Source organism: Paenibacillus sp. J2L1-98 (genome assembly GCF_056269405.1).
In genome coordinates this window covers 18,171-42,892 of record NZ_JBWDNW010000011.1, presented here as the reverse complement: position 1 = coordinate 42,892, position 24,722 = coordinate 18,171, and the positions used below count along the sequence as shown (strand labels likewise).

Below are 24,722 nucleotides of genomic sequence, written 5' to 3'. Positions count from 1 at the left end.
GCGGCTTTCTCAAAAGCGTTAATTTAACTTTGATCGATAATGAAAAGATAAAGAAACGGCGGTGCAGGAGGAGGTTCCTGTACCGCCGTTTCTTTTGATCGAATGCTGTTTCTTAAGCAGCTTCCATTAACCTGTTATTTCGTTACCTCTGGTTTAAGTTTGCTCTGCTGGTCTGACCAGATATTAAGTTGTTTTTGCTTCTCTTTTATCACTTTCGCAATCCCGGCTGCCCGGAGAGCGGCACGGAACTCGGGGAGCGTAACATCAGGATCTAAGGTTCCGGTTTCCAGTCCGTCCTGATATTGATCCAGGACAGCCTGTATAGCTGATATTTCGGTGCGAACGAGATCGGCGTTAAAGGAAAATCCTAATGCCTTGGATTGTTTAGCTTCTTGATTAAAAAGAGCTGTTTGCTCCCAAATATCAGGCTTATATGATTCCCAGATATAAGTGAGGAATTGATTGCCCACTTCGTAATTACTAAACCAATATCCCACGTTGCGTATATTCTTGCCGGCAGGATAAGTTATCGTTTGATTCGCTACCCTAATATAATGTTTTCCCTCGATCCCATAGTTAAGTAAATTTAAAAGACTTGCATCTGAATACAGCAGATTAATCAATTTCATTCCGATGTCAGGATGTCTGGAATGAGCGGCCAAACCCATGCCAAATCCCTTGATCGTGTCTGAAGTCATAATAGAATCGGTTAAAGGAATTGCAACCATCTCCATCCCTGTTAACCGGGACTCCTGTTCTTCCACACCTGGTTTTACCGGTGAGAAATAAGCAAAACCTGACCCCGCTTTAATCAGCTCTCGACCATTATCTGTACTTATTGCTGCATCCTTTGGGATGTATCCGGCGGTATACCATCGGTGTATTCGGCGGATATCCTCTTCATATTGATCGGTATCGAAGAGATTAACAACCTTCAGACTATCTGTATCGTTTGGAAGTACGCCAAGTCTATCTCCAAGGGAATCATACCAACTCCTCATTACATAATAAATCGAAGGATTGTGTAATGGAACAAGGGGATAGATGCCTGTTTCCTTGGATTTAATTGTTCGAAAAATTTCTTCTAAGTCGTCTAACGTACGTATTTCTTCCGATTGAAATTTATACTTCTCCATCAAGTCCTTACGCATGATAATGCCATAGCCGGCAGCCCAATCGCGGATACTGGGGATAGAGTAAAGCTCGCCGTTTACATCAAGGATACTCAATAGTTCAGGCTTGATTGAACGTTGGATATCCGGCGCATATTGGCGAATCAACTGGTTTAAGGGTAACACATAACCTTTTTTTATCATGCTGTTGTTGATCGGTGAATTCATAGTTACAAATAAATCAATCGCTTGTTTTTTGAGCATCATAAACTGAATCTGCTGGTAATAACTATCCTTCCTGAGAGGGAGCAGGCGTATTCGTGCCCCCAGCTTCTGCGAGACCAGCCGATTGACTTCTTTTTCGACTTCCTGCAAATCAGGGCTTGGCTGATCTTCTCTGAAAGCGAAGACGATTTCAGGTAATTCATCTTTTACCGATGGAGCTGGCGAGCGTGTGCTTCGGACAATGGAACAACTTGACATGACGAGTAAAATCATGATCAGACAAGCAAAAAAAAATGGATATTTCAAAGATTTTGTTACCCACTCCATAATTGTCACCCTTTTTTCAAGGTAAAGTTACGACTCTGCTGACGGTATTCCAGAGGACTTATGTCCATATGCTTCTTAAATTGTTTTGAGAAATAGGAAAAATGGGGGATGCCCACGCGTTCACCAATCGTACTGACTGGAAAATCGGTCTGAAGCAGAAGTTTTCGTGCCGCCTCTAAACGTTCCTTCATTACGTAATCAAGGATGGAAAATCCCGTTTCCTTTTTAAAGATTCTGGCCAAATAATCAGGGTTTAAATATACATGATTTGCGATTTGTTTCCTTGTCAGGTCTTGGTCCAGATTGTCGGCTATATATTTCTTCACATTACTGATCACATTTTTAGTTTCTTCCGCCGAATGCATATGAAGGATGGATTGCTTGATCAAGTGATGAATCCACTCTTGCAGGTGAAAGACAGAGCGGGTGGCGATTGAAGCATATTTGGCAAGCTCAGGTTCTGCGAAGATCAAATGAGCTTGTAATTCCTTCAACTGCAGGGTGTAAAAAACCATTTGAAGGAAGTCATGATAAAAGCGTTCCAGATAGGCTTTGTCTACTCGGCCTTCTTTGGATATCTTGTCCCAAAACTGTCCGAGCTCCGCCTCCAGCAGTTCCTCATGGCCGGCCTGCAGCAATTCCTGCCAATAAGACATCGAAGGTACGGAAAGCTCGAAGACATCTTCATGTCCGTATTCATAGTAGAAGTGTACTTTATTTCTGGACCATACCTGGTTTTGAGAGAACTCATTCAAATTCTTCAGCATGTTTGGTAATTCGTGAATGGCAACGGGTGCGCCAATAAAGCAAGTCAAGTCGCAGTAGAAATATTGATTACAGGAACTGATGTAAGTGAAGCAGGCTTCAGCGAGCTGCTCTGTATTCAAGTCCTCCATATCCAGCATTAGAATGCTTGCGAATTCCCCATTATTTAATTGAATCGTTTGACCATTCCCCGTATATGCCGTTAAACACTCGTTGGCTGCATTAATGAGCGCATATCGCAGGATCATCTCTTCTCGTTCGGTCCACTTTCTGTACCAACGGTCAACCCGTATAAGCACAGGAACAAACAAATGATCAAGCAGGTCTTTCAGCGCCAAGTTTTGTGCGGCCTCGCGGATATAATCAGGGCGGGCGGGAATATTCTCGTTAATCAAGTCGGACCAAAAACGCTCAATAAGCTGCGGCTGGTATTTATTCCATAATTCATATGCTTCCTGATAGGTTTGATGGAATTGCTGCTCCCGGGATCTAAGCAGCTGTTCAGCGGCTTTATGAATAGCACCCTCCAGTTCTTCCGTAGTGGTAGGTTTGAGCAAATATTCGATACTCCCAAGGTGGACGGCCTCTTTGGCATAATGAAAATCGGAATGACAAGTCAGGATAATGCACTGCGTAAGCGGAGAATGCTCCTTAACCCATGCCATGAATTGAAGGCCGTTGATTTCCGGCATCTCAATATCACAGACCAAAATATCGATAGGAAAATTAAGAAAAATTTCTTTCGCTTGATTGGCATGAAGGGCGGTATGAAGGACCGATATCCCAAGTTTCTCCTGGTCCAGTTCAGCTTCTATACCTCGTATGGCATGTAATTCGTCATCTAGTATCAGTAATTGCATCCCGCGGCGCCCCCTTTTTCTAGTTCGTCTTGCAGTAATTGAATCATGATGTGGGCACCCGAAGTTGTCCCGTTTGTAATCGTTATGCTGGAATGAAAAGGCTCAGCCAGACGGATCCTGCGTTGGGCATTCCATATCCCGATATGCTCTCCCTGCTCATTGTCAATAAGCGTTTCTTCTTGAATTCGAGTTAGTATGTCTTCCGGAAAGCCTTTGCCGTTATCTCTTATAGAGATGTGAGTGTAGGTTCGCCCTTCATGCTCAAGGACAGCTGCTTCAACCGCGATATGAAGGGGCTGATTCATGACGAACCCGTATTTAACGGAATTTTCAACAAAAGGTTGAATAATAAGCAGCGGAACGAAATGGCGGAGAACGGCTTCCTCAGCGGAAATGGCAAAGGTTAACCTTCCGGGGAAGCGCATCTCCTGAATTTTTAAATAGTTTAGGATATGATCGAGTTCATCCTTTACATGGACTTGAGACGTGCTGCTGCGAAGGGTATAACGGAAATATTTGACCAGGTACATTGTCATTTCCTTAATTAAGTTATAGTCCTGCACCCTTGCAAGATTATAGATAATGTTTAAAGAGTTTAAGAAAAAATGAGGATTCACCTGGAACTGCAAATGCTTAAGTTCGGCCTTTTGATGATTCAGCTGTTCTTCATAAACGTTAATTTTTAAGGTTTCGATTTGATTAACCATGTTGTTGAATGTTCTGTTCATAAGCTCAAATTCAAGTGAGTTCGATTTATGGTTGATTTTCGAATCCCAGATGCCAAATGATACCCGCTGCATGGCAGTGACCATTTTTCTTATCGGTGTCAGTATGATTTTGCGAAGTAAGACCAGGAATAGAAGAACCAGAACAACCGCTCCTGCCGAGACGATGGAAAAAACACGCTGCCAATAAGGCAGTTGTTCCAATATGGAGCTGTCGAGTATTAATGAGACAAGATTGAAATTTCCTTTCTTGGAAGCAGTGCCGATCAGTAAGTAGCGTTGATCGGTTCCCGTTAACTTATACGTGCTGTTTCCGAAATCTAAATCCAGATTAGCGTCTCCATGGATAAAATCCATATCATTCATGGGGAGATTTTGATCTGTAGTGAGTAACGTTTTTCTACGCTCCGAATGGCTAATGTCTTGGAGTGGAATCAGCAGTTGGTCCGCTCTCACCAGCGCCCCGATATAAACCCCCTCCGTGTAGAGGACGCGATATAAGAAATAATGCTGCTTGAAATTCAAGACAGACCAGTTCCCCTGATTCCAATCGAGTGTCCTATTGTCCTCGAATAGATGTCGTATTTCTGCTGTGATCAATTCTCGGTCAGCGAAGGAATAGGCTCTTAGTGATGTCTTCAGCAAATCATCATTGGCCGGGGAATAAATGAAGAATACGTCAACTTGATTTATGCGGCTTCGGTCTGCCTTTAACTTATTGTACATTCTTATCTTCGCTTTATTATAGTCTTCATGGTTATCGCCTTCCCAAAGCCGAAGGTATATCAAATCTGTTTCTTGTACGGCCATGGAATATAAGTATTGATCCACTTCCTCCAAGCTGTGGTCAATTTGGTTCATAAAAAGCTCTATCGTTGTTTGGTGAGTGACGGCGGTTTGATTTCGGACAACTTCGATGGCATAAAAATTGCTATAAATTAGAAGGGATATTAAGGGGACAATGACGACAATAAATCCCGCAACAAGCTGGAATCGAATGGAGCGGAACAGCTGCTTATGACGTTTGATCATGCTGTGGCCTGCCTTTTGCGAAGAATGTCTTTGACATTAATATAATCGAAATCTGTGCAAACCAATATGAGAAACTTCAAAGAAGTCGGATTTGTGATAATTTTTATACCGGATTGTAATAGTTGCAGGTGAAAAAATAGCTTAAAGTCCTTAACGATACCACGGAGTATTATTCCCAATAGACACTCGATTTATAGGGGGCTTAATCGTATTCGCAATAACCCCTTTAGTTAATGAAGGAGGAACTTATAGATGTACAATCTGCTGCTTATCGATGATGAAATGGATGTACGGGAAGGACTGCTGCATGAGATCGATTGGGAGGAGCAGGGCTTCACGGTCGTGGCTACGGCGGAGAATGGGCGGGAAGCGATGGAGCTCATTGAGCGGCTCACGCCGGATGTCGTGCTCACGGATATCAGCATGCCGTTTATGGATGGGCTTACGCTGTCCGAATGGATTCGCCGCGAATATCCGAACACGAGGATCGTGCTGCTCTCGGGGCTCGACGAGTTCGAACATGCGCAGAGGGCGATTAAACTGGAGGTCGAGGAGTACGTCCTAAAGCCTTTCGACTCGGAGCAGATCATGCAGACGCTGGCCAAGGTAAAACAGCGGATCGATGCGGAAATTGCAAAACGCGAAGATATGGCCCTGTTGCGGGAGCATTACCGGACGAGTCTGCCGGTGCTGCGCGAGACGTTCCTCGCTTCACTGCTCTCCCGTAAGCTGCCCCACAGCCAGATTGCCGAGAAGGCGCGAACATATGGACTGACGCTGACAGGTTCCAGTTATATCGTGTCGGTCATCAGTCTGCAGCATTTTGATGGGCAGGCGGATGCCGAGCCGGGAGAAAGACGGATCAGTTCCCTTCGGGGCTCCGGCGATCTCGATCTGCAGCTGTTTGCCGTCCTCAATATTGCCGAAGAGTTATGGGACAAACAGGGGATGGGACGTGCTTTTATTCATCAGGACCATATCGTCTTAATCTCGATCTCGCCGGAGGCGGACCACAGCAGGCTAATGAAGAAGACGCTCGGGGTGCTCCAGGATGCCATCACAAAAATCGACTGGTTCTTGAAGCTGACGGTTACAATCGGCGTGGGGGAACCGGTCACGAAGCTGGCCGAGCTGAAGGAAGGCTATGAAGGGGCGCTGCAGGCACTCGACTACCGGGTGCTTGAGGGCAGCAACCGGATTATCTATATCGGCGACGTTGAGCGGGGGTTCGTCAATCATCTCCGCTTCGATGAGCTAAAGGAGCAGGAGCTTACCCGCTGCCTGAAGGTTGGTACGACGGAAGAAGTGTGCAAAGTCGTCAATCATCTGTTCGACGAAATTGTTCGTACGGAGGCTTCCTACAAGGACTATCAGGTGTATGTTATCGAGATGCTGACTACGGTGCTCAAAGCGGCCAAGGACGCCGATGCCGATCTGGATGCATTATTCGGCAGCAATGTGAGGATCTTCACGGAAATCGAGCAGCAGGATTCTCTGACCGCGACGCGTGAATGGTTCGTCAAATTGTGCACGAAGCTGGCGCAGACAATTAGGAGCAGTCGTCAGCATTCGTACAAGCAGCTCGTGCAGCAGGCAATCGATTATACGAAGGCCCATTATGCGGACAGCAATATCTCGGTTAACCAGGTATGCAGCTATCTTCATATTAGCGCGGGATATTTCAGCAGTGTATTCAAGAAAGAGACGAATTTAACGTTTGTCTCCTATTTGATAAATATACGGATGGAAGCGGCTAAGGAGCTTCTCCGAACAACCGAGCTCAAAGCGTTCGAGGTTGCCGATCGCGTCGGCTTTTCCGATCCGAACTACTTCAGCTTCTGCTTCAAGAAACAGGTGGGCATTTCACCCAAAGAGTACCGCAATTGTGCCGTAGCGGGATGATCATGGATGCTCAGATCGAATAAGTCGGTTTTGTGATAATTCATATACCGTATCGTAATAGTTGGAAGAGGAGAGCAGCCATTATGATTGAGACCGGATATAGATTCATAGTGAATGAAGGCATGATTTGTAATTTACATTATATCCTAATTAACTTCTAAAGATGGTGAATTGATGACTTCTGATAAATTACCCGACTTTGAGGAACTGAAATATGTTTGCAAATTAATGTTTGACTACTTTCAAATTCCTGTTTATTTAATAAATCAACATGGAGAGATTGAAATTGATTTTTCTGCTGATTATTCAACCGCTCCTTTATATACAAGTAAAACAGAGTTGATTCAACAACTGCTTCGACAAAACGATCCTTTTGATTTTCCTGTGATCAGAACGACAAAATATCTGGAAAGCTTTATTATGATCCGCTCTCAAACTGTCTTTGTGGGGACCGTTATTATGGGACCAACCCGTTTTTTGGAGATGTCGGAAGAGAGTTTGCCTGGGCTCATGAACGATCATCATATGCCGATCCAATACAAAGACGATATGTTTCATTATTATCGAAGAATTCCGGTCATTAACAAATTGAAATTAATTCAAATAAGTTTGCTGCATTATTACTTGATTTATCATCAACAGTTGGAAGAGTCGGAGATTATCCAAAAGAACATGATGTTGGAAAATGAACCTTTTGAAATTGAAATCAAGGTCGATCTAGAATTATCCAGACAAAGGGAATATCATTCATTCCATCATGATCCACTGGATGATATTCAATTCCAGCAATGTATTAAGGAAGGAAATAAAGAAGGGTTAATTCGCCATCTTAATACATTTATCCCTAAACCGGGCGTTTTATCGAAAAAAAGCCATCTGAGAAACCAAAAAAACCTGGCGATTTGCAAAATAACAGTTGCCACACGCGCTGCGATGGAAGGAGGACTGCATCCGGAGGTTGCCTTCACCACGAGTAATTTGTACATCCAGCAGCTAGAAGAGTTAAGCGAAATTAATAAAGTATCCAATCTGCTGTTTGAATGTTTATGTAATTTTGCGGATAGTGTGAGTCAATGCAAGGAACAAAAATACTCTAAAGCGATAACTGTCTGTCAAAACTATATTTTCAAGCACATGTATGAAGAAATAACACTTTTGCAGCTTGCTGAAATCGTAGATTTACATCCGGCCTATTTGTCTCAATTATTTAAGAAAGAAGTCGGAATGCTTCTGAGTGAATATATTCAACGTGAAAGACTCGAGGAAGTGAAGAAATTATTGATTTTATCCGATTATTCCCTGGGGGAGATTTGCACTCGCCTCAATTTTTATGACCAAAGCTATTTTACCAGAATTTTTAAAAAGTATACGGGTGTAACTCCTAAGAGGTATAGAGATTTACATGTAATTTAGTACAAGGGCGTCTATTAAATCATCTAAAAGTACAAAAACATAAATAAATTCCTATAGAGCATTCGGAAATTAATTTATTATTAGCAATGTTACAAAACGATAATTTTTTAAAAAAAGGAGGATCAAATTTTACCTTGGCCCGAAGTCTGCTGTAGTCGTCAGATTTCATTGGAAAAAATTTGAAGGAGGAATAACTAATGAAAGTGTCGTCAATTTCTACTGTACGTCGTCTTCTTATGTCAACCGCTATTCTTACTTTAGCCGTCTCGCCTTTTAGTTCCGCCGCTTCGGCTGAAGTCAATCAGGATCGTCCTTGGATGAATACATCCCTTTCCGCAGAGGAGCGTGCCCAGCTGCTCGTTGACAAAATGACAATGGAAGACGAAGTCGATTTTATTACCGGTGACGTGGATTATAATTACGGATTTCACAATAATGGATTTCCTAAATATGGAATTCCTGAATTGAGAATGGCAGATGCAACGATCGGCGTTCGTATCGGGAATCCGTCCATACAAGACAAAAAAGCAACTTCCATGCCGGCCGCGATCGGACTGGCAGCCACTTGGGACACGGATACTGCCAAAAAATACGGAGAGCTAGTCGGGAATGAAGCTTTCAATACAACCCACAATGTATTGCTCGGGCCTGCCGTGGATATTGCCAGAGGTCCTTTCGGCGCGAGAAACTTTGAAGCTTTGGGTGAAGATCCGTTGCTGAGTGGCCAAATGGGGACAAATTGGACAAACGGATTACAAAGCCAACATGTAATGGGATCAGCAAAACATTTTACGGTATACAATCAGGAATTGAACCGTTACAGTTATGATGCTCAAATAAGCAAGCGGGCACTCAACGAAATTTATGCAAGACCATTCGGAGATGTCATCAAAAATGCGGGTATCGCCAGTGTCATGAGTTCCTATAACCAGATTAACTCTGTAAATAATAGTGACAGCGCAGATATCCTGACCAACTTATTGAGAGGCAATTTGGGCTTTAAGGGCTTTGTCATGAGCGATTACTACTCCGTTAAAACGACGGTAGATTCACTCAAAGCGGGTATGGATATGAATTTACCCGGAGATCCTGGGTCAACATGGGGGAAACAATTGCTGGACGCCGTGAAAAGCGGCAAAGTCAGTGAAGACTATGTATCTCAAGCCGCATATCGTATTTTAAAAGAAATGTTTGAGAAAGGACTATTCGAGCACGCTCCGCAAAACATTCAAATTGACGCAAAAGCACACGGAACCGTTGCAAGACAAATCGCTGCCGAAACAATGGTTCTTCTTCAAAACAAAAATAACGTCCTGCCGTTGAAAACCAATCAAATCAAATCCATTGCTGTTATCGGACCGGATGCGGATAACGCTTCCGCTCAGGGAGGCGGCAGTTCCCTTGTTAATCCAACCTATACGGTAAGCCCGCTTGAAGGGATTAAAAACCGTGCAGGCAATAACATCAAAGTAGAATATATTGCAGGAACAGATCCAATCACCGCAGGAGATCTTATGCCTGGACCGGAGCCAGTTCCATCCGCTTTCTTGAAGCCATCTGCCGATGCAACACAACATGGCCTGAAGGCAGTATTTTGGAATAATGATAGCATGGAAGGAAACCCGGTCTTTGAATATGTACCCCAGCAAGTGAACTGGCAAACGGGAATCTATAACTTCGGCGGATTCTCTGCTAATTCTCCCAAAATTGAGAAGCTTCCAGGCTCTTTGACTTACGATAGTTCCGCTCGATATACCGGGGTCATTAACGTGCCGAAGACCGGAGATTACACGCTCTCCACGACAAGCTATGGTTCCAGTAAAGTAGTTCTGGATGGAAATCTAATTATCGACAATGCGGGTTATGATCTTCGTACGATGGTTAAAACTGTAGAGAAAACGGTTAGATTAGAAGCCGGTAAAAACTATCAGGTTCAGATTGATTACAAAACGGATTATCCTGCTTTCCCTGGACGGGATAGAGGCGGTAAGCTGCGTTTCGGCTGGAAAGCCGCGGATGATGTTGTAGACAGTAATATTGCTGCAGCGGTTGAGTTGGCGAAAAAATCCGATGTGGCCGTCATCGTAACAAGAGACTTTCAAAGCGAAGGCGATATCGACCATGCCGATATGAAACTTCCGAATAACCAAGCTCAACTGATCAGAGAAGTCGCCAAAGTGAACAAAAACGTTATTGTTGTCAATGAAACCGGCAATCCGGTCGAAATGAAAACTTGGAAAGATAACGTTGCTGCCATTGTTCAAGCCTGGTACCCAGGACAAGAACAAGGGAATGCGATTGCCGATGTATTATTCGGGGATGTGAACCCGTCCGGTAAATTGCCTGTAACTTTCCCGACGGATGTGACTCAAACACCGGTATCCTCGCCAGATCAATATAGCAGAAGTGTGTCCAAATTTACGGAAGGTGTCTTTGTCGGATACCGCGGATATGAGAAAAATGGTATCAAACCGGCATTCTCCTTTGGACATGGTCTTTCTTATACAAGCTTTGACTATAAGAACTTAAAGGTTACTTCTTCGAAAAAGTCGGAAGAACCTGCATTTGAAGTAACATTAGACCTGAGAAATACAGGAGCTGTAAAAGGCTCTGAGGTCGTGCAAGTGTATGCCGGCCAGCTGCCGACAGAAGTAGAGACTGCTCCGAAACAATTGGCCGGTTTCCAAAAGGTTGAATTAGAGCCTGGCAAACAAACCAAAGTAACAGTTAAGCTTGATCCAAAATCTTTCTCTTATTTTGATGAAAACAAGAACGAGTGGGTAATGCCTGCCGGTAAAGTACCTGTCTATGTAGGAAGCTCCTCCACAGATATCCGTTTGGAAGGTAGCATTACGATTTCCCCCGAGCAAAGCGAATACAACAAAGTTCTTCTTGCCAATGCGGGGTTCGAAAGTGGCAACACGACCGGATGGTCGCAGTGGAGTAACGTAAATAATGCGCAGAATGTGGATCAGGAATTTCTGTACACAGGAAACTACAAACTGACACATTGGTCTTCGTCAGCCTATAAGCAGTTAACGAGCCAAGCGATAACAGTTCCGAACGGAACGTACAAGTTGACCGCTTGGGTACGTTCCGGCGGCGGCCAAAACGAATTGAAACTATTCGCCAAAAATTATAGCAAAGGCAATGACGAAGTAAATGCTGTCATTGGTTCCAGTCCGGTCAGCAACTGGAAGCAATATACGATTGAAAATATTCGTGTCACAAACGGGAAAATCGAAGTCGGCGTATGGTCTGATGCTAAAGCCAACCAATGGGCGGCATTCGACAACTTTGAGCTGACAAGACAGTAAACTCAAATTAACCTTCCAGAGTTCTTAGCAACATGTTTTTTTGAAGACCCTCATTACAGAAGATAATCTTTAATAATCAGTACCCCACAATAATAATTATTGTGGGGTACTTTTTTCGTGAGAACCAACTTAGGATCAAAAAAGCATATGACTCAGACATTTGTATTAATGAGACAAGATGGAAATTTCCTTTCTTAGATGCAGTACCGATCAGTAAGTAGTGTTGATTAGTTCCCGTTAACTTATACGTGCTGTTCTTGAAATTGATCCACTTCCTCCAAGCTGTGAAATCGAGCAGCAGGATTCTCTGACCGCGACGCGTGAATGGTTCGTCATTGTGCACGAAGCTGGCGCAGACCATCACGAGCAGCCGTCAGCATTCGTACAAGCAGATCATTGATGCTCAGAAGCATTCAGATGAGAAGAGAATAGAGCCTTCTCCGAATAAGTCGGTTTTGTGATAATTCATATACCGTATCGTAATAGTTGAAAGAGGGGGAGTAGCGTTATGATTGAAAGCGGATACAGATTCATAGTGAATGGAGGCAATCAAGGTAGGGTCGTTCCCCGGCGGAAAACGGGGATACAGAAAGAATCGTACAGGTTTTCAATTTGCTAGAAACTCAACTAGGAGGTATTAACACTATGTCCCGAGCACCAAAAAAGGTTTTACCAGTATTGCTTACCATGGCATTGGCTACTTCATTTTTAGCCATGACTCCCCCTAATGTTTCATTTGCGGCTGCGGCTGCATCCGTACCGGGATTGATTGAAGCGGAGTACTTTACTACGGCTCCCAATTTCACCAGTACGATTGGAACAAGTCAAACCGCCAGTGAGGGTCTAGCTCTCCGCCGCGTTTTAACAGGCGATACGTTCAATTATTTGATTGATGCCGCTGCTGCGGGCACTTACAAGATCGTTGTCCGTTATGGAGCATCCGTATCGGAGACTGAATCTTTCTCATTGAGAGACAGCACAGGCAAAGTGCTTTATACCTTTAATACGCCTGCGACCGGCGGGGTTTATAATTGGAGCACTATGACAGGGTATGTGACTCTTCCTGCGGGTGAGCAAACCATTTCGTTATATTGCCAAAAGGGCGATTACAATATTGATTCATTCCAATTCACGCCAGTGACCACGGTGTCTGCGCCTACAGCCAGTTCCGCACCGGGCACTTACGCTTCTACGGTAAATGTAGCGCTTGCCGATGATATTCCCGGCGCACAAATCTACTATACGACGGACGGATCAACACCGGCGGTAACAAGTGACATGAACGGTGCCTATCGTCCGGGGAATGGATCGACCCTATTATATATAAATCCGATCGCGGTTGCTTCGGCTGCCACAATCAACGCAGTCGCTGTCAGAAGCGGATTGGAAAACAGCAATGTTGCGGCCTTTACTTATGCCATTGATCCTAGTGCGAAGGCGGCGGCGCCCGTGGCATCCCAAGTTTCGGGGACATACGGGGGCACGCAAAGCGTAACTTTGTCTTCAGCATCCTCCAATGCGAAAATTTATTACACGACGGACGGCACTACGCCTGCAACTTCCGGAACGGGGTCCATAAAGCTGTACAGCTCCGCGATTTCCGTCAGCGCCGGCACTACTTTGAAAGCGATTACGGTTGCGGATAGCTTGAACAACAGCGATGTGGCTGAATACACGTACAACATTACTACTTCAGCTCCAACCTCCGATATTGCTTCCGGCGTATCGATTCCGGATGGAGTGAAAGCATCCTTATCATCCACATCGGCGGGAGCAAAAACGTATTATACAACGGATGGCAGCGATCCCACCGCTTCAAGCAAGCTTTATACGGGACCGATCAGCCTGACAAACAGTATGGCTTCCAATAAGCAAATTACCATTAAAGCGATTTCCATCACGTCAAATTTGGGAACTAGCGGTATTTCGACGTTTACCTACACGATTGATTCTTCTCTTGTGAAGTTAAACGATGCGGCTTCCATTCCTGGCGTCATTGGTTCAATGACACTGCTGGAGAAGGCGGATCTGGTTAGCGGAAACGGTGTGGTCCGTATCCCTGGAGCCGCCGGCGCATCCAAAGCCATCCCTAGATTGGGTATTCCGGGAACCACGTCTGTGGACGGCCCGGCAGGCGTCAGAATTTCGGCGCATCCGGAAGGATGGGTTGATTCTACCGGCAGCCAGACAACCCGATTTGCCACACAGTGGCCTAACGCTACAGCCCGTGCGGCGACCTGGAATACGTCTTTGGAGCATTCTCTCGGCACGGCGTTCGGCAGAGAAACCCATTATTTCGGTGCGGATCTGTTGCTGGCTCCGGCTGTCAATCTTCACAGAAGCGTGTTAAATGGAAGAAACTTTGAGTATTATTCGGAAGACCCGGTTCTTTCGGGTAAAATGGCGGCAGCAGAGATCAACGGAATTGAATCTCAAGGCGTCGGCGCAACGATCAAGCACTTCTCGTCTAATGCGCAGGAGACCCAGCGCAGTAACGGCATCACGAATATAAGCCAGCGCACCCTCAGGGAAATTGAGCTGAGAAGTTTTGAAATTGCAATCAGAGAATCCCAGCCGATGGCTGTGATGACCGCTTATAACCACATCAACGGTGTGAGCACGGCGCAAAATCCGGAATTGTTAAATACGGTGCTGCGTGATGAGTGGGGCTTCAAAGGGTTTGCCATGACAGACTGGAACGGCCAAGGCAATGCTTCCTATTGGGCCAAACAACCCGGCAATAACCCCTATTCGTCCAATCTGAAAGCCGGCTTGGACATTGGAATGCCGAACGGCGATGCAAGCAAAATCATCGAAGGAGTCAATTCCGGCTTCCTCACGACGGCTGAACTCGACAAAGGCGTAAAAAACATTCTTGAGTTTGTTGTCACTTCGCTTTCTTTCAAGGGTGAACCGGCCAATACAGAACCGAACCCATATGCGGAGCAGCATGAAGCGATTGCTTACCAAGAGGCTGTTGAAAGTATGATCCTTCTTAAAAACAACTCCGTCAACAATAAACCGGCGCTTCCGTTGACAAGCGGCAGTATTACAACCATCGGACGGGCATCGACGGATATGGTGCGCGGCGGCGACGGCAGCGGCGGCGCCAATATCGACACTACAAAACTATTGCAATTGCCGCAAGCGCTAGCGGCCATTTATAAAGGCGGTTCTGTTATCGATACGTCTAAAAATGGCTATCCGCAAGTGCCAAGTGTGTTGCCGATTGGCGGGTTTAGCACCACCGGAGCCAAAAACGAGGTGCAAATCTCGGAAAGCCAGATGGACGAACTCATACAAAATACAGGAAGCATGATCATGACCATCGCAAGGGGTTCGTCTGAAGGCTCTGATATCAGGAAGTCCAAAGGCGCCTATTACATCAGCGATGCGGAAAGAGACTTGATTAACAAAGCTTCTGCGAAAGCCCGCGCCGCAGGAAAACCGTTTATCGTCGTCCTGAACATCGGGGCTCCGATTGAAATGGAGAGCTGGGAAGACAAAGCGGATGCGATTCTGCTCGGCTGGGAACCGGGTACGGTTCTTGCCAAGCCGGTTGCCGCTGTATTAACCGGAGCGGAAAACCCGTCCGGTAAGTTGCCGACAACCATCCCGGTTGATGTTACAGGGAAAGACAGCAAAGGGCACCTTTATTCACCGGCTGAAGACTTTGGACAAACGAACGGGCAGGGCGGCGTAACCTATAATGAAGGCATTTATAACGGCTACCGTTATTATGACACATTCAACGTGCCTGTATCCTATGAGTTCGGTTTCGGTAAAAACTATTCGACGTTTGACTACAGCAATTTGAAGCTAAGCTCTCCTGTATTTAAAAAGGCCAGCGATAAGTTGAATATCACTGTCGTTGTAAAGAACACTAGTGCTGTAACCGGCAAGGAATCGGTTCAGATTTACGCAGGAGCTCCCGGTAAATCCATGGACAAACCGGTGAAGGAACTAAAAGCATTCGGCAAGACGAATAATCTTGCAGCCAACGCGTCGCAAACGCTGAACTTTACGCTTGATGCCAAGTCGCTTGCTTCCTACGATGAAGCCCGGGATGCATGGGTGGTGGAACCGGGTACCTATGTGGTCTATGCAGCGGCTTCCTCCAAGGATATCCGGCAGGCAGCAACCTTTACGGTTCCTAAAGAGATCGTTGCCGAGACTGTTCATGACGTGCTTAAACCGAAAGTCCGGATGAACTTGATCAAACCGGCACAAACCGGTAACGTAACAAGAGCTGAGTTTATCAATATGCTTATGCAAGCATTAGATTTGGCTGATGAGAGTGCTGACAGCACGTGGAGTGATGTAAAGAAAGGGACCGCGTATTATGGTTCAATAGCGGCAGCGCAGAAATTTGGTATTGTGAAAGGCAAAGCGGACGGGAGCTTTGGAGTTAATGAATCTATTTCCCGCCAGGATATGGCCGTTATTATTTTTAGAGCAGCAAAAATGTTAAATGTAAAACTGAAGGGCAGTGGGGCTGTCTCTCCATTTAAGGATAACGATGATATTGCTTCATATGCGAAAGAAGCTGTATCCGCCCTTCAAAAGACTGGAGTTATTAACGGTATGAACGTCGGGTTGTTTATGCCAAAGGGCCAAGTTACTAGAGCCCAAGCAGTAATCATTATTTATAGATTGGCTAATATTGCGAAATCATCTACTACTGCTTAAAAGCACTAATAACAGCACTAAGCTAAGATCACGAATATTAACGGCTGCCGCGAGGCAGCCGTTCTTACGTTATGCGGGAAGCGCGGCCGACTGGCCGCGTCTTTCATCCGTACAGATACCACACCCGAACCGAGGCGGAGATGGTCAGCTCCCCGGGGGCGATTGGCGTGGCTGCGCTTTGCATATGCATGGCGGCTGCGAAGGGAATCGGCTGCGCTGCACGAGAAAGCTCCTGAACTTGGCTTGGAACCGCGGCAAGATTGACTCTAAGCGCAGCTGCGATCGTTTCGGCCTTTTGACGGGCATTGCGAACGGCTAGCGACAATGCCTCGTTCTCATAAGGGGTCGGATCGGCCAATGTAAACTGGACGCTCGTAACGGTATTTGCGCCGTTCGATACGGCCGTATCGATCACGATGCCGGTTTCCTCGACTTTATCGATTGTAATTTGCAGAAGGTGGGTCACTTTATAGCCTCGAAAGATCTGCTCCCCATCCTTGTAATCATATTGAATCTCGATCCGAAAATCATTCGTTTGCACATTCTCCTTCGGAATATTCAGCTCCAAAAGTGATTCGATAATATGGGTAACGATTTGCGCATTTTCGCTTTGGACGGTCTGCAGGACAGGTCCTTCCGTTATAGCTCCCAGCACGACCACTGCTTGGTCAGGTGCTGCATCAACCGTTCCATCACCCTGGACTTCGATGGTAAAGGGGCATTTTGCATGAATAGAGGCAGGCGCGTTGTCGTAGGAATAACTATACATCAGTGAACTCCTCTCTCTCATAAAAGGATTATAAATTTAATGTATATGAGCCGTACGAGCCCAAAAATTCGTATTTGGAGCGGCAGCTGCTTGATTTGGATCACTGCTCACAAAAAAATTTTTTACACGTACAATAACCTAATAGAAAATTGACCAGATGGAGGAAAACGACGGTGATACTAGTTGCGGGTAGTAATACGTTTGCGCTTAATCCGTTCACGCTGTCAGAGCTGGAGAGAAGAATGCTGCTAGACAAGCAGAATAGCCGGGTCGTCTATCGCTATCCCTCTGCAGATGCGTTAGAATTTGAGCTGAAAATGCGGACGCATATCGTGGAGGCTGCCAAGGCGCTGTATGCGGGCGGGGTGAATTTCGCGACCTTTGCGACTTCAAAGAGCAATGAGCAATACTGGACGAGAACGGATAACGGAGGTTTCCGGCTCAAGCGAGGCGTGCGGCCCTCCGACGGAATTAACGATATTTTCATAAATGGGCATCTATACGGCTTTGAATGCGCGGGTGCAATCATCATTATTTTGTACAAGGCGGTGCTTGATACGGTTGGCGAAGCGGTGTTTAATGCTCATTTCCAAAACCTGTTTTTGCGGGATTGGCAGTATGACCGCGATCTGCGCTTAATTACGACTAATAATAAATATGAAGCCTATCCCGGCGATGTGCTTTATTTCAAAAATCCGGATCATGATCCGGAAACGCCGGAGTGGCAGGGCGAGAACGTCGTCATGCTGGACGACAATTTATATTTTGGTCACGGCATCGGTATCGAATCGGGTCAGGATATTGTTGCCGCGCTGAACCGGATGAGATGGGAAGGAAGCACCAGATCGGCTTATTTGCAGGATTTGGTCGTTTCCCCTGATTTCGAATATTTGCGCAGCCTTTCGATGAGAGACGCGCTGCAGGACGTTGAAAGCGTGGAGAGGCAATTTGGAATTGTCGCAAAAATAGGAGCAGGCACCTTTATCTATAAAGAAGTATTATGATAAAAATAAGCATGCATGGAAGCACCCGTAACGCGAGCGCAAGGCTTGCGCTTGCCGGTGTTTCTTTTTCTCGGTAAAGGGATATTGCGAGAGCTGGTCAAGGCTGCCGACCGTGTATGCGGCAAGCGAAGCTGGCGATTTAGTCTGAAGCCGGGTACACATTCATTAACGGAAAAGCTCCTGTTATTATCGTCGAAAAAATGCACCGAGCGGTTATATCGAGCTTCCAAGTAGCATATCGCATTCCGCGGCCATAACTGTTACTGTAGAAGATGAAGACACGCTCTGCGACGCAGCGACCTGCTGCGGAAAGCCCATTAGAAGCCTGTAGGTGAGCAATTAATGTTCTTAACTGTAAAGGCAGTAAATGAATTTTATTCTGAGCCTATAAATGGGGGGTTACTCTTATGTCATCGTTTAAAGCGCTTGTAATAAATAAAATAGATAACGAAATAATAGCAGAAACGAAGCCTGCCGAGATAAACGATCTGCCGGAGGGCGAGCTGCTCATTCAGGTTGCGTATTCCAGCGTAAATTACAAGGACGCGTTAGCTTGCACGGCAAACGGCGGCATCGTAAAGAGTTATCCGTTTATACCGGGTATCGATTTGGCTGGCACCGTCGTTTCCAGCCGGCATGAGCGGTTCCGGGCAGGGGATCAGGTGGTGGCGACCGGCTACGGGCTGGGGGTCAGCCACTTCGGCGGATATAGCGAATATGCCCGGGTGCCTGCGGAGTGGGTGCTCAAGCTGCCGCACGGCTTAACGATGAAAGAAGCGATGATACTTGGAACGGCGGGCTTTACGGCTGCTCTTTCCGTGTACGAGCTTCAGCAAAACGGAGTTCGCCCGGAGGACGGCCCTATTCTGGTCACGGGAGCCACGGGAGGCGTAGGCAGCGTAGCTGCGGCGATTGCGGCAAAGCTCGGTTACGAGGTGGAGGCGAGTACAGGAAAGCCGGACAAGCATGACTATTTGCTCGGGCTGGGCGTGAAGCGAATCCTGGCAAGAGAGGAGTTCACAGCCGGTTCGAAGCGGGCGCTGGATAAACAGCTGTGGGCGGGCGCGATCGATTGTGTCGGCGGCGAAACGCTGTCATCGATCCTGCCGAAAATCCAGTATGGCGGCGTCGTAGCCGCGAGCGGATTAACGGGCGGCTCGGAGCTTTCGATGACCGTATTCCCTTTTATTATTAGAGGGGTCCGGCTGATCGGCATCGATTCGGTCATGGCGGGGATGGAGAAGCGAAGCAAGGTATGGGAGCTGTTAGCTGGTTCCTATAAGCCGCCTCTATTGAACGAGCTGTGCGAGGAAATCGGGCTGGAACAGATAATGGACCAGGTTGCTATTCTATTAAAAGGGCAATCCAAGGGCCGAACGATTGTTAAGCTCTAGAAGAAAGGGTTAGACGAATATGGATTTTCAGCAGCTTATAATGCTTATTCCTTGGCTGGAGCAGGTTCATCTTTATCAAACGTCGCATCAGCTTAAGCTTGAGGAAAGCCAGCATGCTCTTCTTATCGTACGGCGCGGCCACGTTACGGTCACGACAGAGGGCAGGGATGCTGCCGTCTGCACGCAAGGCTATGCTTGTCATCCGACTTACGGCACTTCTCGTAGGCGTTCAATTGGCGTTAGCGGGCCTGCTTACCCAGCTCATTACTAGAAATCCGTTAGTTTCACCACATTTACTAGGGATACATGCGGGAGCTTCCCTGGCGGTAGTTGTCGCTTTAATTACGTTCTCGGGCTTCTCGTTAACCCATTCGGTTTTATTCGGCTTCGCCGGCGCAGCATGCGGTGTTTTCTTCGTATGGCTATTGGCCGGTTCGCAGCAGAAGCAGCATGTCCAGCTTACGTTAGCGGGTATTGCGGTTTCGCTGCTGCTCACCTCCTTGACGGAGGGGCTTACGATCTTGAATCAGCATTCTACCGATAGCATGCTGTTCTGGCTCGTTGGCTCGGTCGATCATGCCTCATGGGCGGAAGTGCGGACGATTACGCCATTTGCCATGATAGGCTTTGCCGTGTTCATGCTTATGATTCCATCGATTAAGCTGCTGGCGATGGACGATGCCGTAGCGGTTGGCTTAGGAGGACGCATTGCTGTTATTAAAGCGATATGCATGCTGCTTGTCATTGTGCTTGCCGGATCGGCGGTTGCCGTCTGCGGGCCAATTGGCTTCATCGGGCTGATCGTTCCGCATACCGCTAGGCTGCTCGTTGGCGGCAGGCATCAATGGCTGATTCCGTTAGCGGCGCTCATTGGTGCCGATATTATGCTCCTTGGCGACTGCTTAGGGCGCGTTCTTATCATTCCGCGGGAGGTTTCGGCCGGTATTATGACTGCTATTATCGGCGCTCCCTATTTTGTTTATTTGCTGCGTCGTGCCCGCGTACGTAATGGATAAAGCGGCGGCCGCGGCTGGAGACAAGGGGTTAGTCTCGATTCAATCTCCGGGAGCGGAATTGCTTGTATTGAAAATAGATGGTGCAGCCGATGCAATAGCCGAGTATGGCGCCGAGCGCAGCGGCTCCCATCATGCCGGCAATAATATAACCGGCAGCCGGCCAGCCGAGCGCAAAGCTAAGCAGCGATAAGGTGAGAAAGGCAACGCCTAGTGCGTTGTTAAAGCGCTGCAGCTCGGCTGCTTCGGTTCCGGCTGAAGCTGCTTGGCGGGAGAGGAATGGACGAGCGGAAAGGATAAACAAATTTGCCTTCAGACCGAAGATGAGCCCGGCGGCCTGAATGATCAACAGTGCGGCGATGAGCCAAGGCCATTGAAAGGCAATTGCGATGAGGAGCACGGTGACGATGCCGACCTGATTACTGCGGACGTACGGAATCGGAATCTCCTTCATTTTAAATACCAACTTTCCTTATTGGATTTGTTTAATTTAATAGTAATGAACCGCAGGCGATTTGGCAATATAATATTCGGATGGAGAGAAATCATGCGTCTTTGTCGGCCGGCTCTAGTAACAAACCTATCATTAACGCTAATATTTGTGGGAAAATTAGAAGTTGCACTTTATGAGTTTTTGTGTGGTCAGGCTATCAATGCCCGCCGTCGATTCGCTCTATATCTACCACGACTTCGAGTCGTTGTATGTTTGTTCCTTGATAAATGCCTTTAACCGGGACGATATCGCTGTAGTCACGACCTTTTCCAAGCGTCACATATCGCCAATTGATTTTTCCATTACTGGTAGGGTCAAAGCCCAACCAGCCGATTAACGGAACATAAGCTTCTACCCATGCATGGGAAGCATGCCGGAAAATGGGGTCATCGGCGTTTAGATCGCCTAGAAATTGATAGCCGCTAACGTATCTTGCGGGAATATGAAGCATCCGGCAGAGAGTGATCATGAGATGAACGTAATCTTGGCAAACTCCCCGTTTCAGCCTCAATGTTTCTTCGACTGTGGTACTCACTTGGGTCGCATTTGCGTCGTAGGTGAAATTGGTATGGATGGCATGGGAGATAGCTTCAAGCAGCTGATAGATGCTGCCTGCCTGGTCTTCATCGATCGTCATATTCTTAAAATGCTTTAGTTCCGCCGAAATGCGTGTATAATCGGTTTCGATCAAATACTCGGCATACTCGTTTTGAAATTTTTCCTCATTTAGGATCTCACGTTCCACCGCATAGGGTATGCGATTGGTTTCGGGGTTTTCCTCCTCATCCGTTTCCATGATGGAACACGATTTAATACTAAGCTGAGAGTGAGGGGACGGAACAGAAAAGTAATGCGCGGTGTTACCGAAGTAATCCTCGTACTGAAATAAGGTAACCTCGGGCTCAATGGTGATCGAATGGGAGTGGCATGTCTGGCGGTCATCCGTTCTCGGCGTGAGACGAATCTCATTGACACTCTCTGCCACCGCTTCTTGATAGGTGTAGTGGGTTAGATGGCATACCTGCAGCTTCATGCTCCGGCAACCTCCTCTTGAAAAAAAGTTTTTGAAATCGAATATCCCAGTTGGTTACAGGACTGTAACAAATCATGAAGTAAATCGGACCCGCCATGTCCGGAATGCCTATCGTCAAGACCGTCAAGAATCGCTTTGACTGACAATAGTGTGTAATCGTAATCATCCTGCTTAATTACTTTTAGATAACTTTCTAAAGAAGTTAATGCAAAATGGATGGAACGCGGAAAGCCGGGATTGAATAGAAGAAATTGTAAGACTTTTGCAAATGTAACGTCATTTGCATGAAATTTGCGGAAGGCTTCATAGCCGCCGACCGACTTCAAGAGCACGATCATACGATGATAATTGTTCTGGTCTTGCCTATAATCGTTGTCATTCAATAAGTTGGCAGAGATATTGTGAAGAATACGCGCCGTGTTTTCAGTCCGCTCCAAGTATTTGCCGGCTTGGATAAAATTCCATTCCTGTCCCCGAGTCATCATAGAATCGGCTGCGCCATTAAAGAGCAAGACCCCTTCTCTTACGCGCTGATAGAACATATAGGGGGATTGCAGCATCATTTTATGGACATCCTGGTCTTTGAGCCAGAGATAAAAGGAATTCGCGGTTTCCCACAGCTCGCCCGGAAGAAGCTGGCGAAGCGTCCGGATATTACTTCTTGTTTGCTGAATGAGGGAATAGATGGAATTACTGTTCGAGCTCTCAAAGGTCAAGAAGTGGAGCGCGTTCCGTTCATTCGCAATGGAGTGATTGGACTTAAAGCTGGAGACGTCCCCGATAGCGGCCACCAGCTTCTCCCATACATAGTCCTGATCGTATTGATTTCCTCTTATCTCATGGCGCATATGATAATTGACATCGATCAACCTCGCGTGATTTTCGGCCCTTTCCATATAACGGCCTGTCCAGAATAACAATTGCGCAAAACGATTCATCATAGTTGGTTCACCTCATTAGTAGTAGTCGATCGTTGAAAAATTAGACAACCCACGTATCCTTCGTGCCGCCGCCCTGCGAGGAATTCACGACTAGTGAGCCTTGCTTCAGCGCTACCCTTGTCAGTCCGCCGGGAATGACATGGGTTTCTTCTCCCATGAACACAAAAGCGCGCAAATCAATATGCCGGGGCGACGCTTGGCTGCCGGTTAAAGAGGGACTGCACGACAGTTTTATTGTCGGCTGCGCGATATACCGCTCCGGGTTTTCTTTAATCTTGGATGCGAATGTTTTCAGCTCCTGATCGGAAGCGGATGGGCCGATAAGCATGCCGTAGCCTCCAGAAAGCGACCTTTCTTTTACAACCATCTGAGACAGGTGGGTAAGCACATATTCCTTCTCATGCGGCCTCGATAAAATATAGGTGGGTACATTTTTCAGGATCGGTTCTTCATTTAAGTAGTAACGGATCATATCCGGAACGAAAGCATACACCGCTTTGTCATCTGCAACCCCGGTGCCCGGAGCATTGGCAAGCGCGACGTTCCCCGCACGATAGGCATGCATCAGTCCCGGTACGCCGAGTAAAGAATTAGGATTGAAGACGAGCGGATCCAGGAAGTCATCGTCAATCCGACTGTAGATGACATCGACCTGCCGAAGCCCCTGCATGCTTTTCAAATATACCTTTTGGTCGATGACCGTCATATCTCTGCCTTCCACCAGTTCGATCCCCATTTCTTGAGCAAGGAACGTATGGTCATAGTAGGCAGAGTTATGGATACCGGGAGTCAGCAGCACAACAAGCGGATCCGGTTTGGCATTTGGGGCCAAGCTGCGCAGCCCGCTTAGTAAAGCGTTCAAGCCCTGATCGATATCGCGCACCTGATAGTCGAAGAACAGCTCAGGAAAGAGGTTCGTCATCAAGGAACGGTTTTTGTAAACATAGGATAAGCCCGAAGGCGTCCGCAAATTATCTTCCAACACATAAAACTCGCCTGTTTCGCTGCGTATGATATCGATCCCCGACATAGGGATATAGGCGCGGTTCGGGATATCCAGGCCGATCATCTCCGGACGGAAATAGGGATTGGTGACGATCAATTTCCTTGGAATGATATCATCCTTCAAGATATTCTGCTCATGATAGACATCCCAGATGAAGGTGTTCAAAGCTTGAACCCGTTGTTCCAGCCCACGTTCAAGCAGCGCCCATTCATCGGAAGTAATGATCCGTGGAATCATATCGAAAGGAATCGTACGCTCCAGGCTTGTATCGCCCAGGTTGTCGCTATTCAACGTAAACGTAATGCCCTGTGTAACCATATGGGATTGCATCAAATGGTTCCTTTTGTTGAGCTCTTCAATTCCCATATTCGAGAAACGGTGAAAAACTTCGCCGTAGGGGAACCTCACATTGCCGTGCGAATCAAACATTTCATCATAAAATGCAGAGCTGCCGTAAGGGGTAAACAAGTGTTTGCGTTTTGGCATCAGCATGGCCATGACTCTTTCCCTCCCAATTTCTTCTCAATTTCTCGCCTTATACAGTGTCACTTTATATCACGAACTGAGAACATGCTTAAGTATAGGGGAAGGAAATACCGTGTGTATGTCGAAATCACACCTGTTAATTGTGACGTTTTTGTGACTGGATAAAAAGAGAACCGATAGATATGTTGAGTAAATGTAAACTTATGTAACAAATAA

At 46.5% G+C, this 24,722-nt stretch carries 15 protein-coding genes; 7 read left to right on the top strand and 8 right to left on the bottom strand.

Features of this window, described 5'->3' with window-relative positions; translation table 11 throughout:
• Positions 1-134: 134 nt before the first annotated feature.
• From AC0YNZ_RS19290 to AC0YNZ_RS19280, 3 genes are read right to left on the bottom strand one after another with little or no spacing between them, the layout of a single operon-like run.
• Positions 135-1,664: an ABC transporter substrate-binding protein gene (locus AC0YNZ_RS19290; RefSeq protein ID WP_475828148.1), complete on the bottom strand. Its 1,530-nt coding sequence runs from the start codon at positions 1,662-1,664 to the stop codon at positions 135-137.
• A 5-nt stretch (positions 1,665-1,669) separates the two neighbouring features.
• The gene (locus AC0YNZ_RS19285; RefSeq protein WP_475828147.1) at positions 1,670-3,289 is read right to left on the bottom strand and encodes a response regulator; all 1,620 of its coding nucleotides are present in this window, start codon (positions 3,287-3,289) and stop codon (positions 1,670-1,672) included.
• The gene (locus AC0YNZ_RS19280) at positions 3,277-5,046 is read right to left on the bottom strand and encodes a sensor histidine kinase (protein WP_475828146.1); all 1,770 of its coding nucleotides are present in this window, start codon (positions 5,044-5,046) and stop codon (positions 3,277-3,279) included. The genes AC0YNZ_RS19285 and AC0YNZ_RS19280 overlap by 13 nt, the downstream gene beginning before the upstream one ends.
• Before the next feature lie 252 nt (positions 5,047-5,298).
• On the opposite strand from AC0YNZ_RS19280, the gene AC0YNZ_RS19275 reads away from it, so the two are divergent.
• From AC0YNZ_RS19275 to AC0YNZ_RS19260, 4 genes are all read left to right on the top strand, one after another.
• Positions 5,299-6,948: a response regulator gene (locus AC0YNZ_RS19275; RefSeq protein WP_475828145.1), complete on the top strand. Its 1,650-nt coding sequence runs from the start codon at positions 5,299-5,301 to the stop codon at positions 6,946-6,948.
• 174 nt (positions 6,949-7,122) lie between these two features.
• Positions 7,123-8,361, top strand: coding sequence for a helix-turn-helix domain-containing protein (locus AC0YNZ_RS19270; RefSeq protein WP_475828144.1), 1,239 nt, complete (start codon positions 7,123-7,125; stop codon positions 8,359-8,361).
• Between the two features lie 197 nt (positions 8,362-8,558).
• Positions 8,559-11,678, top strand: coding sequence for a glycoside hydrolase family 3 C-terminal domain-containing protein (locus AC0YNZ_RS19265; protein WP_475828143.1), 3,120 nt, complete (start codon positions 8,559-8,561; stop codon positions 11,676-11,678).
• 645 nt (positions 11,679-12,323) lie between these two features.
• The gene (locus AC0YNZ_RS19260; protein WP_475828142.1) at positions 12,324-16,367 is read left to right on the top strand and encodes a chitobiase/beta-hexosaminidase C-terminal domain-containing protein; all 4,044 of its coding nucleotides are present in this window, start codon (positions 12,324-12,326) and stop codon (positions 16,365-16,367) included.
• Between the two features lie 103 nt (positions 16,368-16,470).
• Here AC0YNZ_RS19260 and AC0YNZ_RS19255 read toward each other — a convergent pair whose 3' ends face one another.
• A complete protein-coding gene (locus AC0YNZ_RS19255) occupies positions 16,471-17,136 on the bottom strand; it encodes an SIMPL domain-containing protein (RefSeq protein WP_475828141.1) in 666 nt (221 codons plus the stop codon).
• A gap of 173 nt (positions 17,137-17,309) precedes the next feature.
• Here AC0YNZ_RS19255 and AC0YNZ_RS19250 point away from each other — a divergent pair, with 173 nt between their 5' ends.
• From AC0YNZ_RS19250 to AC0YNZ_RS19240, 3 genes are all read left to right on the top strand, one after another.
• Positions 17,310-18,140 (top strand): protein-glutamine gamma-glutamyltransferase, encoded by an 831-nt coding sequence (locus tag AC0YNZ_RS19250; protein ID WP_475828140.1) that lies wholly within the window; start codon positions 17,310-17,312, stop codon positions 18,138-18,140.
• Positions 18,141-18,547: 407 nt separating this feature from the next.
• On the top strand, positions 18,548-19,534 hold the full coding sequence (locus AC0YNZ_RS19245) for an oxidoreductase (RefSeq protein ID WP_475828139.1): 987 nt from the start codon (positions 18,548-18,550) through the stop codon (positions 19,532-19,534).
• A 167-nt stretch (positions 19,535-19,701) separates the two neighbouring features.
• Positions 19,702-20,550 carry a FecCD family ABC transporter permease gene (locus AC0YNZ_RS19240; protein WP_475828138.1) on the top strand — a complete coding sequence of 283 codons (849 nt, stop codon included), beginning with the start codon at positions 19,702-19,704 and terminating at the stop codon, positions 20,548-20,550.
• Between the two features lie 28 nt (positions 20,551-20,578).
• Here the strand turns inward: AC0YNZ_RS19240 and AC0YNZ_RS19235 are convergent, their stop codons facing one another.
• The 4 genes from AC0YNZ_RS19235 to AC0YNZ_RS19220 form a co-directional block, all read right to left on the bottom strand.
• Positions 20,579-21,001 (bottom strand): DUF4395 domain-containing protein, encoded by a 423-nt coding sequence (locus AC0YNZ_RS19235; protein WP_475828137.1) that lies wholly within the window; start codon positions 20,999-21,001, stop codon positions 20,579-20,581.
• Positions 21,002-21,197: 196 nt separating this feature from the next.
• Positions 21,198-22,073 (bottom strand): transglutaminase family protein, encoded by an 876-nt coding sequence (locus tag AC0YNZ_RS19230; protein WP_475828136.1) that lies wholly within the window; start codon positions 22,071-22,073, stop codon positions 21,198-21,200.
• Positions 22,070-23,014, bottom strand: a complete 945-nt coding sequence (locus tag AC0YNZ_RS19225) for an alpha-E domain-containing protein (protein ID WP_475828135.1) — start codon at positions 23,012-23,014, stop codon at positions 22,070-22,072. Before AC0YNZ_RS19225 ends, AC0YNZ_RS19230 begins: the two co-directional genes overlap by 4 nt.
• Positions 23,015-23,054: 40 nt before the next feature.
• On the bottom strand, positions 23,055-24,518 hold the full coding sequence (locus AC0YNZ_RS19220; protein WP_475828134.1) for a circularly permuted type 2 ATP-grasp protein: 1,464 nt from the start codon (positions 24,516-24,518) through the stop codon (positions 23,055-23,057).
• Between the last annotated feature and the right edge of the window lie 204 nt (positions 24,519-24,722).

Bases quoted from the DNA above. Each gene is read 5' to 3' on its own strand.
- AC0YNZ_RS19290 (WP_475828148.1), bottom strand. From the start codon at position 1,664: ATGGAGTGGGTAACAAAATCTTTGAAATATCCATTTTTTTTTGCTTGT.
- AC0YNZ_RS19285 (WP_475828147.1), bottom strand. From the start codon at position 3,289: ATGCAATTACTGATACTAGATGACGAATTACATGCCATACGAGGTATA.
- AC0YNZ_RS19280 (WP_475828146.1), bottom strand. From the start codon at position 5,046: ATGATCAAACGTCATAAGCAGCTGTTCCGCTCCATTCGATTCCAGCTT.
- AC0YNZ_RS19275 (WP_475828145.1), top strand. From the start codon at position 5,299: ATGTACAATCTGCTGCTTATCGATGATGAAATGGATGTACGGGAAGGA.
- AC0YNZ_RS19270 (WP_475828144.1), top strand. From the start codon at position 7,123: ATGACTTCTGATAAATTACCCGACTTTGAGGAACTGAAATATGTTTGC.
- AC0YNZ_RS19265 (WP_475828143.1), top strand. From the start codon at position 8,559: ATGAAAGTGTCGTCAATTTCTACTGTACGTCGTCTTCTTATGTCAACC.
- AC0YNZ_RS19260 (WP_475828142.1), top strand. From the start codon at position 12,324: ATGTCCCGAGCACCAAAAAAGGTTTTACCAGTATTGCTTACCATGGCA.
- AC0YNZ_RS19255 (WP_475828141.1), bottom strand. From the start codon at position 17,136: ATGTATAGTTATTCCTACGACAACGCGCCTGCCTCTATTCATGCAAAA.
- AC0YNZ_RS19245 (WP_475828139.1), top strand. From the start codon at position 18,548: ATGTCATCGTTTAAAGCGCTTGTAATAAATAAAATAGATAACGAAATA.
- AC0YNZ_RS19240 (WP_475828138.1), top strand. From the start codon at position 19,702: ATGCTGCCGTCTGCACGCAAGGCTATGCTTGTCATCCGACTTACGGCA.
- AC0YNZ_RS19235 (WP_475828137.1), bottom strand. From the start codon at position 21,001: ATGAAGGAGATTCCGATTCCGTACGTCCGCAGTAATCAGGTCGGCATC.
- AC0YNZ_RS19230 (WP_475828136.1), bottom strand. From the start codon at position 22,073: ATGAAGCTGCAGGTATGCCATCTAACCCACTACACCTATCAAGAAGCG.
- AC0YNZ_RS19225 (WP_475828135.1), bottom strand. From the start codon at position 23,014: ATGATGAATCGTTTTGCGCAATTGTTATTCTGGACAGGCCGTTATATG.
- AC0YNZ_RS19220 (WP_475828134.1), bottom strand. From the start codon at position 24,518: ATGGCCATGCTGATGCCAAAACGCAAACACTTGTTTACCCCTTACGGC.